Here is a 13405-nt window from a genome sequence, read left to right as displayed (position 1 = left end):
TGCACTTCATGCATCCAGGCGCGCCCCGGAACTCTCGAAGTCAATTTAAAGGAGCCTTGTTCCTCTGTTCCCGACTCCCAACCTGGTTCAGGGTCGTGGCCGCTCTCAGGCGGCCAGCGGCCGTTCCGTTACTGGGACTTCCTGACCCGCAGGTACCACTCGGCCAGCAGGCGGACCTGCTTCTCGGTGTACCCGCGCTCGACCATCCGTTCGACGAACTGTTTGTGCTTCTTCTGGTCTTCCTGCGAGGCCTTCGGGTTGAAGGAGATGACCGGAAGCAGGTCCTCGGTGTTGGAGAACATCTTCTTCTCGATCACGCTGCGCAGCTTCTCGTAACTGAGCCAGGATGGATTCTGGCCCTGGTTGTTGGCTCGGGCCCGCAGGACGAAGTTGACCACCTCGTTGCGGAAATCCTTCGGGTTGCTGATGCCGGCCGGCTTCTCAATTTTCTCCAGCTCGTCGTTGATGGCGGAGCGGTTGAGAATTTCGCCGGTCTCGGGGTCGCGGTACTCCTGGTCCTGGATCCAGAAGTCGGCGTAGGTGACGTAGCGGTCGAACAGGTTCTGGCCGTACTCGCTGTAGCTCTCCAGGTAGGCGGTCTGGATTTCCTTGCCGATGAACTCGACGTAGTGCGGCGCGAGGTATTCCTTGATAAAGCGTAGGTAGCGTTCCTGCACCTCGTTGGGGAACTGTTCCTGTTCGATCTGCTTCTCCAGCACGTAGAGCAGGTGCACCGGGTTGGCGGCGATTTCCGTGGTGTCGAAGTTGAACACCTTGGACAGGATCTTGAACGAGAAGCGGGTGGACAGGCCGTCCATGCCCTCGTTGACGCCGGCGGTGTCGCGGTACTCCTGGATCGACTTGGCCTTGGGATCGGTGTCCTTGATGTTCTGGCCGTCGTAGACCCGCATCTTCGAGTAGATGCTGGAGTTCTCGGGTTCTTTCAGGCGCGACAGCACCGTGAACTGGGCCAGCATGTCCAGGGTGTCCGGCGCGCAGGGCGCCCCCTGCAGGGAGCTGTGGCGCAACAGCTTGCGGTAGATGTCGATTTCCTCGCTCACCCGCAGGCAGTAGGGCACCTTGACGATGTAGACCCGGTCGAGGAACGCTTCGTTATGCTTGTTGTTGCGGAAGGTCTGCCATTCGGATTCGTTGGAGTGGGCCAGGATGATGCCGTCGAACGGCACTGAGCCCATGCCCTCGGTGGTGTTGTAGTTACCTTCCTGGGTGGCGGTGAGCAGCGGGTGCAGAACCTTGATGGGCGCCTTGAACATCTCGACGAATTCCATCAGGCCCTGGTTGGCCTTGCTCAGACCACCGGAAAAGCTGTAGGCATCCGGATCGTCCTGGGAAAATTCTTCCAGCATGCGGATGTTGACCTTGCCCACCAGGGCGGAGATGTCCTGGTTGTTGTCGTCGCCGGGCTCGGTCTTGGACACGCCGATCTGATCGAGAATCGACGGGTAGCGCTTGACCACGCGGAATTGGGAAATGTCACCGTTAAACTCGTGCAGCCGTTTCACCGCCCAGGGCGACATGATCGGCTTGAGGTAACGGGTGGGAATGTTGAACTCTTCTTCGAGGATCGGGCCGTCCTCGTCCGGATCGAACAGGCCCAGCGGCGATTCGTTCACCGGTGAACCCTTGATGGCGTAGAAGGGCACCTTCTGCATCAGCTGCTTGAGCTTTTCCGCCAGGGACGATTTACCGCCGCCGACCGGACCCAGCAGGTAGAGGATCTGCTTCTTCTCTTCCAGGCCCTGGGCCGCGTGCTTGAAGAAGGAGACGATGTTCTCGACGGCGTCTTCCATGCCGTAGAACTCGTCGAATTCGGGATAACGCTTGATGACCTTGTTGGAGAAGATCCGTGACAGGCGTGGATCGCGGGAGGTATCTATCTTTTCCGGCTCGCCGATAGCCAGCAACATCCGCTCGGCTGCCGTGGCATAGGCCGACGGGTCGCGTTTGCAGATCTCCAGGTATTCCTCAAGGGAAAACTCTTCCTCCTGAGTTGATTCATACCGGTCTTTGAAATGCTGCAGAATGCTCATATAGGACCCTCGCTCGCAATGTTGGACGCACAACTACACGTTTCTGTTCCCCGATTCGTATCGTCAGGATCGCCAATTCACCGGCGCCCCAGAGGTGGATGGATAATAAGGAAATGGGAGTCGCAGACCCGGAATGCGCCGGTGGTCGGATTCCGGTCTGGCTGATTTCAGCTTAGTTCAGCTCTGGCCACTTGGACAGTTACGAATCTTTTTTGTTTCAGGATTGTTGCTCCCTTTTCCGCACCTTGATGACGCAGGCTCCAATCGGGGTTTTCGCGGTTTTTATTCGGTCATTTTCAGCGTAGACGCGATGTCGTCGGTGCGGAGATAGAACCTCTCAATCACCGCTATAAGGGACCGGCGACCCATTGTCCCGTGGATGGGCGTCGGCGCTGTGAAGGGCGCATCCGTCCGGATTTGTCTTGCCTTCGTCATTCGGTGACTTAGACTGAAATCGGGTTCGTATAGACAGACCGATACTCACGTTCCCATCCCGGCAAAACGAGACGCCAGAGAAATGAAAAGAAGCCATAAGGAGAGCCCCGTGTCCCTGATCCCGCGAATCCGCCAGACCCTGGCGGTGCTGTTGCTGTGCGTGTCCGGCCCGGTCCTGGCGGCCGATCCGGTAGTGGTGTCCTCCAAGATCGATACCGAAGGTTCGGTGCTGGGGCAGATGATCCTGCAGAGCCTGGAGCGCGCGGGCATCCCGGTGGAAAACCGCATCCAGCTCGGCGCCACCAACATCGTGCGCAACGCCATCAAGGCGGGTGAGATCGATATTTACCCGGAGTACACCGGCAACGCCGGTTTCTTCTACGACATGGCCGACAGCGATGTGTGGAAGGACGCCGACAAAGCCTATGAGATGGCCAGCAAGCTTGACTACGACGCCGAGAAAATCGTCTGGCTGACGCCCGCCGACGCCAACAACACCTGGGCCATGAGCGTGCGCGGCGACCTCGCCCGGGAAGCGGGCCTGACCACCCTCGATGACCTGGCCGCCTACATCAACGACGGCGGCGACTTCCGGTTCGCCGCCAGCGCCGAATTCGTTGAGTCCGCCAGTGCGTTGCCGGCGTTCCAGCAGGCCTATGGCTTCAAGCTCGACGCCGACCAGCTGCTGGTGCTCTCCGGCGGAAACACCGCCGCCACCATGCGCGCCGCCGCGCTCAACGACAACGACGTCAACGGCGCCATGACCTACGGCACCGACGGCGGCCTCAACGCCCTCGACCTGAAAGTGCTGAGCGACACCCGCGGCGTGCAGCCGGTCTACCAGCCGGCGCCGATCGTGCGCGAGGCGGTGCTGGAGGCCTACCCCGGGATCCGTGACGCGCTCCGGCCGGTGTTCGAATCGCTCGACCTGGAAACCCTGCAGCGCCTGAATGGCGAGGTGGCGGTGAACGGCGCACCGGCGGCCGACGTGGCTCGCCAGTACCTGGATTCCCTGAAACAGGATTGACCTTGTCCCATCCGGATAAACGGCCCAGCCGGGTGCTGCCGGTGCTGGGCCTGATGGCGCTCATTCTCGTCTGGTCGCTGGATCTGGGCAGTATCCAGCCCAACCGGATCGTGCCGGGGACCGGCTATGGCCTCTTCAGTGCGGTGGGCTTGAGCGGCGCCGCTGTGGTTACCCTGTTCCTGCTGGCGGTTGTAGCCCTGGCCATACTGCCGGTGCGGCGGCGTTCGCTGATGCTTTCGTTGGGGCTGGTTTTGGCCCTTGCCGCCCTCCCGCTGCTGCTGATCCGCTTCACCGGCCTGCACCTGCCGGCGGATGCACCCTACGCCCGCAGTGCCATCGGTGCCGGCTTCTGGGCGTTGCTGTTCCTGCTGGTGCTGATGCTGATTGAGGTGCTGGGCCGGCGGGGCAGCGGCCGATGGAGCCAACTGGCGGTACTGGGCCTGATTCTCGGGGCGTGGGGCTGGCTGTTCAGCCGTCCGGCGTTGTCGAGCCTGTCGCTGGTGCGCGAGTTCGACAACCGGCCGGATCAGTTCGTCCAGGCTCTCTGGGCCCACCTCGGGCTGGCCCTGGGCGCGGTGGCGATCAGCTTCGTGCTGGCCTTCGCCCTGGCGCTGAAAATGATGCGCAACGAGCGTTGGCGCCGCCCGGTCATGTCCCTGGCCAGTTTCCTGCAGACCATTCCCAGCCTGGCGTTGTTCGGCCTGCTGATCGCGCCACTCAGCGCCCTCAGCTCGGCCTTGCCCTGGCTGCAGGAGCTCGGCGTGCGCGGTATTGGCTGGGCGCCGGCGCTGCTGGCCCTGATTGCCTACAGCCTGCTGCCGATGGTGCGCAACACCTATGTGGCGCTGACCGAGGTGCCCGGCTCGGTGCTGGAAGCCGGGCAGGGGATGGGCATGAACCCGCGCCAGTTGTTCCTGCAGGTGCGTCTGCCGCTGGCGCTGCCGGTCATCGTTGAAGGCGTGCGCATCACCACCATTCAGGCCATGGGGCTGACCGCCGTCGCGGCGCTGGTTGGCGCGGGTGGTTTCGGAACCTTTATCTTCCAGGGACTGGGGCAGGCGGCCATGGACCTGGTGCTGCTAGGCGCGCTGCCGACCATTGCCCTGGCGCTGGCCGCCGATGCCATGTTGTCGGCCCTGGCGGCCGCCCTGCAGGCCCGCCCCGTGCCCGCATGAGTGTTGACGTAGAGCCGCAGGAGCGTTGCTGAAGAGGGATGAGAGTGTTGAGGAGTTCACCGCAATGATCGAACTGAAGAACGTCACCCGTCGTTTCGGCGACACGGTTGCGGTCGATCACATCGACCTGACCATCGAGACCGGCGAGGTGTGCGTGCTGGTGGGCAGCTCCGGGTGTGGCAAGTCCACCACCCTGAAAATGATCAACCGCCTGTTGCCCCACAGCAGCGGCGAGATCCTGATCGATGGCGAGGACATCAACGCGGTGGACCCGGACCGGTTGCGCATCAACATGGGCTACGCGATCCAGGGCACCGGGCTGTTCCCGCACTGGAGCGTGGCGCGCAACATCGCCCTGGTGCCCAACCTGCTGGACTGGTCCCGTGAGCGCATCGACGCCCGCGTCGCCGAGCTGCTCAGCCTGTTCGGGCTGGACCCGGCCGGGTTCGCCCACAAATACCCGCACCAGCTCTCCGGCGGCCAGGCCCAGCGGGTAGGCGTGGCCCGGGCGCTGGCGGCGGACCCCAATATCCTGCTGATGGACGAGCCGTTCGGGGCGCTCGACGCCATTACCCGGGAAAGCCTGCAGCAGGAAATGCTGCGCCTGCAGCGCCAGCTCAAGAAAACCACGGTGTTCGTCACCCACGACATCGACGAGGCCCTGCGCCTGGCCACCCGCATCGCGGTCATGGACCAGGGGCGCATTGTCCAGCACGACACACCGGAGAACATCCTGCGCCGGCCGGCCTCGGACTTCGTCGAGAGCCTGGTGGGCAAGCAGGATCGGGGCTTGCGCCTGCTTGCCCTGCGTCCGGTGCGCGACCTGATGATCCCTCACGCCAAGCCGCGGCCGGCAGAGCCCGGGCAGGATGGCCTGCGCGAGGACGACAACCTGCGCCTGGCGCTGTCGGTGATGATGTGGCAGGACCTGCCGCAGGTGTCTGTGTTCGACGCCCAGGGCTTTGAGACCGGCGTGCTCAGCCGGGAACGGCTGATGGCGGTGGCGGCCTGATGCGGCACTGGCTGGCCCCCGTACTCTGGATGCTGCTCCTGCTTGCCCTGACCCTCGGGATGCCGCTGCTGGAGCCGGTCTTTCGCTGGCTGCAGCCGGATACGGGCAACGTGATCTACGACCGCTCGTCGTTCCTGTCGCTGCTGGGTAACCACAGTCTGCTGGTGTTGGTGTCGGCGCTGGTGGGCACCGTCGCGGCGGTGTCCGGCGGCCTCTTCGTGACCCGGGCGTCGGGGCGGGATTTTCTGCCCCTGGTGAGCCAGATCGCCGCCATAGGCCAGACGTTCCCGCCGGTGGCGGTGCTGGCGCTGGCGGTGCCGGCACTGGGCTTCGGCGAGGGGCCCACCCTGGTGGCGTTGATTCTCTACGGCTTGTTGCCGATCCTGCGCAATACCCTGGCCGGCATCGATGGCATTGATCCCACCGTCATCCAGGCGGCCCGCGGCATGGGCATGTCCGCCCGACAGGTTCTGCTGCAGGTGGAGCTGCCCCTGGCCGGACGGGTGATCCTGGCCGGCATCCGCACCTCGGTCACCATCAACATCGCCACGGCGGCCATCGGTTCCACCGTCGGTGCCCGGACTCTGGGCGATCCGGTGATCGCCGGACTGGTCAACGGCAATACCGCCTTCGTGCTGCAGGGAGCGATCCTGATCGGCTTGCTGGCGCTGGCTACCGACAGCGTCTTCGAGGCGCTGGAGCGGAACTGGGAACGGCACTACGGTATTCGCTATGCTCCGGCCTGAACGACGACATTTCCAGTATCGCGGCCGGTGACTACCATGACATCGTCAACCGGCTGGAGAGGCTCATGAAGTACATTTTCGAAGTCACCGTCAAAGATGGCCACACCGCTGAGGAATACGCCGACGCCTGGGTGCGCGCCAGCGAGTTGATCCAGCAGGCACCGGGCGCACGGGGCACCGAACTGCACCGGATGATCGGCGATCCCCGGCGTCTGATCGCCATCGCCCACTGGGACACCAAAGCCAATCGCGATGCCATGGAATCGAAGCCCAACGAGGAGATCAAGGCGATCATCCGCAGCGCCGCCCCGTTCGTGGAGATTCGCCGCGTGGGCGAATTCGAGGAGCCGGAATGGGTGGTCATTCCTGACCCGGATCGGCAATGAGTGCGGATGGCATAGGTGTAATGTGCCCGGGTAGTTTCTAAGTTAAACTAAAAGTCGGTCATCGCGAGAACGGCGTCGAGTCCCCGATAACGGAGAGCCATCGATGGAAATCAAGACGTTCGAAGATCTGATCGACTGGGCGCGGCAGCTCCACGCCCACCTGTCCAGCAGCCTGGAAGACTCGGCCGGGCGCAACGAGGACGAGCGCGCCAGCGCGCTGCTGCAATATCTTGCGACGCACGAGTCGGAACTGGAACGCATTACCCGCGAGTTCGAAAAGCAGGCGGACCCCAATGTGTTGCAAACCTGCCTGTACGATTTTTTCAACCTTCACCCGTTCGAAACGCGGCGCAAGACCGATACCCACTACGCCAGCCTGAACTTCGAGGAGATTGCCCGAGAAGTCTTCGAGTTCCATGACGAGCTGATCGCGCTCTACGAGAGCCTGATCCGCAAGGCCGAGATCCCCGAGGTGTCCGAGTTGATGGAGGAGCTGCTGGCGATGGAGAAGAACGAATCCATGCGCCTGGCGCGCCAGATCCGCAGCATGGACGACGTCTGACAGCCGTCGTATCCCGATATCCTGCGGGATCAAGGCGGGGGCCGGCGTGGCGGCCCCCGTCGTTGGTTCAGCTGTGGGCGCCCAGGAAATCCAGCACCGGGGCGACGACGGTGTCATGCCACAGAATCCGGTGGTGGCCGAGACCCTGGGTGCGCAACACCTGCGATGTTTCCCAGAGACGTCCGACCTGCTCGCTGTGACCGGGCGCGACGGCGCGATCGGTGCTGTCGACCACCACCAGGCCCCGGACCGGCAGGGTCGGCGCCAGCCGCGACAGCGACAGCTCGTCCCAGACGCGACGGCCGAACCGCTCCGCCATCAGACGCCGGTGTACGTCCAGGATCTTTTCCGGGATGCCCAGATCGACGCCCAGTCGATCCACCACCGACGCCAGGTCCAGCGGCGGGGCCAGCAATACCAGTCGTTGCGTGCCAAGGCCGTCGGCAATGGCCCGCGCCGCCGCCAGAGTCCCGAGAGAATGGGCCAGCACCCCGTAGACGCCCCCCACGCTGTCCGCCACATGCCGCACGACGGCGCTCATCTCGTACAGGTCCGTCTGGCGACCCTGGGCCCGGCCATGGGCCGGCGCGTCGAACAGCACCACCCGGAAGCCGGCGGCCACCAGCGGCTCGACGTAGGCGCCGAACTGGATGCCGGCGCCGGACCAGCCGTGGACGCCCAGAATCACGGGCCCGCTTCCCCAGCTGTACACCGGAAGCGTATTGGCGCCCTGATGCAGTTGGGTATGGGCCTCTGCCCGGTCGAGCAGAGGCTCGTAGCGCGACGGCATGGGCAGCCGTCCGGGCCGGAAGAAACGCTGGTGTACCAGACGGCCGGCGGCTTCCGGAGACAGGCGGTCGTAGATTGTCAGCGCCTTGTGTGTGGCGACCTGGCGCCAGGATTTCCGGGACGGCGCCGGTTGGGGAACGGCATCGGCAATCGATTTCATGTGGATGGTCATAGCGAGTCTCCCAGTGGATGCTGCTGTGAACGACAGGCTCAGGTTAGGGCTTGTGCGGCCGACGTCGGAGTGTCATATTTGACATTAAAGGTGCGAAAAGGGACATATCGATGATTCGTGTTGCCGTGCTTGCCCAGCCGGACTGCCACGCGTCCGGCATCCACGGGGTGATGGACTTCTTCACCGTCGCCCACTATTGCGCGCGGATGGACGCCGCCGCGACCGGCTTCGAATGCCATATCGTCACCGTCGACGATCAGCCGGTACGCGGCTACAGCGGTGCCCTGGTCACACCCACCTGCGACCGGGCCGCGATCCAGCCAGATCTGATCGTGATCGGCTCGGCCATCGAGGCGGCGCTGGTGGATCGGGGGCTGGAGCGCTCGCTGGCGGCGGCCGAGCCGGTATTCGGCTGGTTACGAGCGGCCCACGAGCGTGGCGCGATGCTGGCGAGTGTCTGCACCGGCAGCTTCATTCTGGCGGCGGCGGGGTTGCTTGATGGCTGCGTGGCCACCACCCACTGGCGGGCGGCGGCGCTGTTCCGTCGGCGTTTTCCGGCGGTGCGGCTGGAGGAAAGCGAGCTGGTGGTGGACAACGGGCAGGTGGTTTGTGCCGGGGGTGCCACGGCGTTCGTCGATCTGTGTCTCTACCTGGTCGAACGGCTGGCGTCGCCGGCGGTGGCGCTGGCCTGTAGCAAGCTGCTGGTGCTGGACAACCGGCGTCAGGAGCAGACGCCCTACATGAGTTTCTACGGCCACAAGGCCCACACCGACGCGGCCATCCATAAGGCCCAGACCTGGCTGGAGGCCCACTACGCCGGGCCGGTAGCGATGGATGAGGTGGCTGCGGTCGCGGGGCTGGGCGCGCGGACCTTCAAGCGCCGCTTCAAGGAGGCCACCGGAGAGACGCCCCTTGGCTACCTGCAGCATGTGCGCATCGAGGCGGCCAAGCATCTGCTGGAATCCAGTGGTCGGCAGACCTCGCAGGTGATCTGGGCGGTGGGCTACGAGGATGCCAGCTCTTTCCGCCGTCTGTTCAAGCGCACGGTGGGCTGCACCATGGAACAATATCGCCGGCGCTTCAGCTACGTGGTGCCGTCGGCGGGACGGCGGCAGCCCCGTCCCGCGGAGGTGTGAATCAACCGGGATCGGCGTCACTTGTGCCGGATGCGAAGGCGACCTAATCTGCCAGGACAGGCAGCGGGGAAGTGGCCTGTGGAACCACCGTCATGCGGTGGACAATCTCTATGCGGTAGACATCCTCCACGGAAAAGGAGTCGTTGCCATGCCCGACGTACCCGTTACATCCATCCTGGTGATCGCATCCACCTCCACAGCGGCGAATGCGGATTCCAACATGTTCATCGAAGTGCTCATTCCCCAGGTTGCGGGGTCGGAAGCCGCCCTGCCGGGCCCTCGGGGCTCCACCCAGGTGGTGACCATCCCCGCCTCCGGCACCAAGACCATGAGCCAGATCACCCCCGCGGACATTACCATCAGCACCGAGCCGCCCAACCAGGGCAACGCCTGGTTGCCGTCGGCGTTCTACGTGCTGGGCAAGGGCGATTCGTCGGATTACGAGGTGATCTGCGCGATTCCCGAGTGGCCCACGGATGTGTGGCTCAGCGAAGATCCCAATGACCCGAACTCGTTTCCGGCGATCTCGCTGGATCAGGTGCTGAGCCACGTCTGAACCGGGCGTGCCCGGACTCAGGCCTTGCGGCGTAGCCTGAAGACGCTTTCCGAGCCGTGTTCCAGCCCCTTTCGCTTGGCGAACGGATGATCCTTCTCAAGCGGGTTGGTAAGGACGCAGTCGATGTCGAAGTCGTCGCCGAACAGTTCCGCCACCTCCGCCGGGCTCACATTGAACGGCGGCGGGGTGGTGGCGCCCGTTTCGTAGTCCAGGGTGATCAGCAGGATGGACGCCTCCTCCGGCAGGATGGCTTCCAGGTGATCGGCGTATTCCCGGCGCATGTTCGGCGGCAGGGCAATCAGGGCGGCGCGGTCGTAGACCTGGCGCACATGGCGCACGTCGTCCGGCACCAGTTGGAAGAAATCCCCGCACCAGAGGCTGAGCTCCTCGTGGGTGTAGCGGGTGAACGGCTGGTCGGGATGCACCCTGGCCTTGGCTTCGGCCTCCTCGAAAAAATCCTTGCAGGCCACCGGGCTCAGTTCCACGCCGATCACCGGATGCCCGCGGTCGTGCAGCCACCACATGTCCTTTGACTTGCCGCACAGCGGTACCAGTACCGTTTCGTTGCCGGTGTGGACCATGTCCGGCCAGTGGTCGTGGAGATAACGGTTCACCGTACCCTCGTGGAAACCGATTTCCTGCTTCTCCCAGCGGGCGTGCCAGAATTCGTGGTCCATCGACCGACCTCCTTTGCTGTCGCTTTGCGTTCAATCCAGTATGGACTCGGAGTCGGCAGGCTGTCAGCTTCTTCGCCGCTTCCTGTCATCTCCGTCATCTGGCACCCGTGATGCGGTCCGCTTCAGCGTGTAAGCTGGAGGGATTCCAGACCTTTACCGCCAGGGAACGATCATGATGAAAGCCGTTTTCCTCGATGCCGCCACCCTCGGTCACGATGTGGACCTGACGCCCATTCATAATGCGGTGGATGAACTGGTCCTGCACCAGAGCACGGCACCGGAGCAGGTGGATGACCGCATTGCCGGGTTCGAGACCGTCATCACCAACAAGGTGGTGATCGGCGCCGAGCACTTCGATGCCCACCCCGGCATCCGCCAGGTTGTCGTCACCGCCACCGGCACCAACAACATCGACCTGGAGGCCGCCAGGGCTCGCGGCATCAAGGTGGTGAACGCCATCCGCTACGGCCGCGCCTCGGTCACCCAGCACACCATGACCCTGATCCTGGCGCTGGCCACGCGTCTGGTCGACTACCACGAGGACGTGGGCGCCGGCTGCTGGGAGCAGAGCAGCCAGTTCTGCCTGATGGACCATCCGATCATGGAGCTGGAAGGGCGCACCATTGGCATCGTCGGCTACGGCGATCTGGGGCAGGGCGTTGCCCGGTTGGCGTCGGCTTTCGGCATGAAGGTGTTGCTGGGCGCGCGACCGGGACAGGAAGCCGGCGACGTGGACGGCTATCCTCGCATTCCGCTGGACGAACTGCTGCCACAGGTGGACGTGTTGTCGCTGCATTGCCTGCTGACCGAAGACACTCGCAACCTGATCGACGCCGACGCCCTGGCGAAGATGCAGAAGCACGCGCTGCTGATCAACACCAGCCGCGGCGGCCTGGTGGACGAGAAAGCCCTGGCCGACGCCCTGCGCAAGGGCCGCATTGGTGGTGCCGGTTTCGACGTGCTCACCGAGGAGCCGCCGGCCAATGGCAACGTGCTGTTGTCGCCGGACATCCCCAACCTGCTCGTCACGCCCCACTGCGCCTGGGCCAGCAAGGAGGCACGGCAGCGCATGGTGCAGCTCACCGCAACGAACCTTGAGGGTATCCGCAACGGCACCCAGGAGCGCTGGGTGGTGTAATGGCGGTTCACTCCACGCTCGCAGGGCCGGTGGCCGGGCGTCAGGCCCGCCTACGCCCGCTGACTCCCCCCTGAAAAGTCCGCCCCGGAAGGACGCCGGTCCTGTCGTCGTCGCCATACACTGGCCGCCATGCGCACTGCGAAGGTGCGTAACGACGACAATAACAAGACCGGTGTGTCCGGGAATGCCCGCCACACCGCGGCCGCCGTTGTACCGGGGACGGGCGCGATCTCCACTCCAGCCCTTTCCGCGTTCGTGCAATGGCGTTGCCGGCAACCGGTGGAGTCTCGCCCATGCGAATCCCGAGCATTCGATGTGCCCGTGTTCTGTTCCTTGGCCTGTCGCTGATGCTGACAGTGCCAACCGTCCTCGCCGTGGAGCGCGGCAAACTGCATGTCTGGATCAACAACGACAAGGGCTTTAACGGCCTGGCCGATGTTGGCCGTCGGTTCGAAGCCGACACCGGCGTGCCGGTGGTGGTGGAAACCCCGACAGACCTGACCAGGAAGTTCGATCACGCCGGCTATACCCGCGAGGCGCCGGACATCATCATCTGGCCCCACGACCGTTTCGGCTCCTGGATCAACGAGGGCCTGCTGGAGACCGTGGAACCGTCGCCCGGCGTGCGGCAGGCCCTGGCGCCGTTTTCGTGGGACGCGGTCACGGTGGGCGACAGTGTTTATGGCTATCCCATCGCCACCGAAGTGGTCAGCCTGATCTACAACCGTGAACTGGTCAGCCAGCCGCCGCGCACCCTGGAGCAGGTCGCCGAGCTGGATGCCAGGCTGAGAGCTCACGGCAAGCGGGCCATTGCCTGGGACTACAGGAACCTTTACTTCTCCTGGCCGGTGATTGCCGGCGCCGGCGGCTTCAGCTTCGGCAAGACCGACGGTCATTACGATCTCACCCAGGTTGGCGTCGATACACCCGGTGCCGTGGCCGCCGTCGAGGCGATGCGCGAGTTGCTGCGCCGCGGCGTGATCGAAGAGAGCGACGACTACGGCCGCATGATGGACGGTTTCAAGGCGGGCACCACCGCCATGATCATCAACGGCCCCTGGGCCTGGAGCGAATTGCGCGAGGCGGGCATCGACATCGGCATTGCCGACGTGCCCGGCATCGACGCGGCGCACCCGGGCAAACCTTTCGTCGGCGTGCTGGCGGCAGGGATCAGCGCCGCCTCGCCGAACACCCGGCACGCCCAGCGGTTTATCGAGGACTACCTGCTTACCCGCGATGGCCTCAACGCGGTCAACGACGACAAGCCCCTGGGCGCCGTTACCCACCTGGCACTGGAGCAGACCCTGGCGGACGATCCGTTTATCCGCCACACCTTCGCGTCAGCCAGCACCGGCGAGATGATGCCCAACGTGCCGGAGATGACCCGCTTCTGGGATCTGCTTACACGCCGCTTCGCCGACATGCTGGCGGGCGAGAAGCCGATCCGTCCCACCCTGGAACACGCCGGCAAGCTGCTGCGCCGCCTCGATTCGATGCGCGGCTGGAACCGCCGTCATTACCTGGTGCAATAGCCCGTCCGCGC

13 protein-coding genes are annotated in these 13405 nt (G+C 64.3%); 10 read left to right on the top strand and 3 right to left on the bottom strand.

Features of this window, described 5'->3' with window-relative positions; genetic code table 11:
• Window positions 1-128: 128 nt before the first annotated feature.
• Window positions 129-2051, bottom strand: coding sequence for a PrkA family serine protein kinase (locus GQB00_RS08500; RefSeq protein ID WP_111494648.1), 1923 nt, complete (start codon window positions 2049-2051; stop codon window positions 129-131).
• A 544-nt stretch (window positions 2052-2595) separates the two neighbouring features.
• On the opposite strand from GQB00_RS08500, the gene GQB00_RS08495 reads away from it, so the two are divergent.
• The 6 genes from GQB00_RS08495 (at window position 2596) to GQB00_RS08470 (ending at window position 7394) form a co-directional block, all read left to right on the top strand.
• A complete protein-coding gene (locus GQB00_RS08495) occupies window positions 2596-3513 on the top strand; it encodes an ABC transporter substrate-binding protein (RefSeq protein ID WP_323127259.1) in 918 nt (305 codons plus the stop codon).
• The gene (locus tag GQB00_RS08490) at window positions 3510-4688 is read left to right on the top strand and encodes an ABC transporter permease (RefSeq protein ID WP_416234145.1); all 1179 of its coding nucleotides are present in this window, start codon (window positions 3510-3512) and stop codon (window positions 4686-4688) included. Before GQB00_RS08495 ends, GQB00_RS08490 begins: the two co-directional genes overlap by 4 nt.
• 64 nt (window positions 4689-4752) lie before the next feature.
• Entirely contained in the window at window positions 4753-5700 is a 948-nt protein-coding gene (locus GQB00_RS08485) for an ABC transporter ATP-binding protein (RefSeq protein ID WP_165855908.1), read from the top strand.
• Window positions 5700-6446 (top strand): ABC transporter permease, encoded by a 747-nt coding sequence (locus GQB00_RS08480; RefSeq protein WP_165855907.1) that lies wholly within the window; start codon window positions 5700-5702, stop codon window positions 6444-6446. The genes GQB00_RS08485 and GQB00_RS08480 overlap by 1 nt, the downstream gene beginning before the upstream one ends.
• A 65-nt stretch (window positions 6447-6511) precedes the next feature.
• Window positions 6512-6832 (top strand): antibiotic biosynthesis monooxygenase family protein, encoded by a 321-nt coding sequence (locus GQB00_RS08475; RefSeq protein WP_111494656.1) that lies wholly within the window; start codon window positions 6512-6514, stop codon window positions 6830-6832.
• Between the two features lie 103 nt (window positions 6833-6935).
• Window positions 6936-7394, top strand: a complete 459-nt coding sequence (locus GQB00_RS08470; protein WP_111494658.1) for an ATPase — start codon at window positions 6936-6938, stop codon at window positions 7392-7394.
• 67 nt (window positions 7395-7461) lie between these two features.
• On the opposite strand, the gene GQB00_RS08465 is transcribed toward GQB00_RS08470, so the two are convergent.
• The gene (locus tag GQB00_RS08465) at window positions 7462-8355 is read right to left on the bottom strand and encodes an alpha/beta hydrolase (protein ID WP_165855906.1); all 894 of its coding nucleotides are present in this window, start codon (window positions 8353-8355) and stop codon (window positions 7462-7464) included.
• 110 nt (window positions 8356-8465) lie between these two features.
• Between GQB00_RS08465 and GQB00_RS08460 the strand changes: the two genes are divergently transcribed.
• Both GQB00_RS08460 and GQB00_RS08455 read left to right on the top strand, forming a co-directional pair.
• Complete coding sequence (locus GQB00_RS08460; RefSeq protein WP_165855905.1) at window positions 8466-9491, top strand: GlxA family transcriptional regulator; 1026 nt, start codon at window positions 8466-8468, stop codon at window positions 9489-9491.
• 148 nt (window positions 9492-9639) lie between these two features.
• Window positions 9640-10047 (top strand): hypothetical protein, encoded by a 408-nt coding sequence (locus GQB00_RS08455; protein WP_165855904.1) that lies wholly within the window; start codon window positions 9640-9642, stop codon window positions 10045-10047.
• Window positions 10048-10064: 17 nt separating this feature from the next.
• Here GQB00_RS08455 and tmpT read toward each other — a convergent pair whose 3' ends face one another.
• Window positions 10065-10724 carry a thiopurine S-methyltransferase gene (tmpT, locus tag GQB00_RS08450; RefSeq protein WP_165855903.1) on the bottom strand — a complete coding sequence of 220 codons (660 nt, stop codon included), beginning with the start codon at window positions 10722-10724 and terminating at the stop codon, window positions 10065-10067.
• A gap of 175 nt (window positions 10725-10899) precedes the next feature.
• Here tmpT and GQB00_RS08445 point away from each other — a divergent pair, with 175 nt between their 5' ends.
• Together GQB00_RS08445 and malE are read left to right on the top strand one after the other, a co-directional pair.
• Entirely contained in the window at window positions 10900-11862 is a 963-nt protein-coding gene (locus GQB00_RS08445; protein WP_165856568.1) for a D-2-hydroxyacid dehydrogenase, read from the top strand.
• A 293-nt stretch (window positions 11863-12155) separates the two neighbouring features.
• Window positions 12156-13394 (top strand): maltose/maltodextrin ABC transporter substrate-binding protein MalE, encoded by a 1239-nt coding sequence (malE, locus tag GQB00_RS08440; protein ID WP_228276685.1) that lies wholly within the window; start codon window positions 12156-12158, stop codon window positions 13392-13394.
• Window positions 13395-13405: the final 11 nt, after the last annotated feature.

The organism is Marinobacter sp. JSM 1782161 (assembly GCF_011421605.1).
Lineage (GTDB): Bacteria > Pseudomonadota > Gammaproteobacteria > Pseudomonadales > Oleiphilaceae > Marinobacter_A > Marinobacter_A bohaiensis.
Note: the sequence above shows the minus strand (reverse complement) of the source record. Positions and strands in the feature narration are given on the sequence as shown.